Source organism: Kitasatospora sp. NPDC058170, from assembly GCF_042883905.1.
In the GTDB taxonomy this organism is placed as follows: Bacteria; Actinomycetota; Actinomycetes; order Streptomycetales; family Streptomycetaceae; genus Kitasatospora.
On record NZ_JBHVUV010000048.1, the window covers coordinates 39903 to 40366 of the forward strand.

Sequence of the window (464 nt, forward strand, 5' to 3'; positions counted from 1 at the left end):
GGGGTGTACTGGTACGACGGGTCGCCGTGGAAGCGCTACGAGTTGGCGCCTCCCGGGAGCGCGTCGGCGAACGGTGGGGTGGCGGCGGTGTCGCGTATCCCCGGCAGTATGGAGGTGTGGTTCGTCGGGGCGAACGGGTCGGTGCAGGACCGGTACTGGTACGAGGGCGCTGCCTGGCAGGCCTTCGAGCTGGCGCCCGGCGGCAGTGCCTCCACCAACGGCGCCATCGCCGCCGTCTCCCGCATCCCGGGGAGCATGGAGGTGTGGTTCGTCGGGGCGAACGGGTCGGTGCAGGACCGGTACTGGTACGAGGGCGCTGCCTGGCAGGCCTTCGAGTTGGCGCCCGGCGGCAGTGCCTCCACCAACGGCGGGGTGGCGGCGGTGTCGCGTATCCCCGGCAGTATGGAGGTGTGGTTCGTCGGGGCGAACGGGTCGGTGCAGGACCGGTACTGGTACGAGGGCGC

At 71.6% G+C, this 464-nt stretch carries 1 pseudogene; it reads left to right on the forward strand.

Going from position 1 to position 464, the window contains the following annotated elements:
• Positions 1–87 precede the first annotated feature (87 nt).
• Positions 88–464, forward strand: a pseudogene (locus ACFVVX_RS35430) (hypothetical protein); the annotation flags it as partial.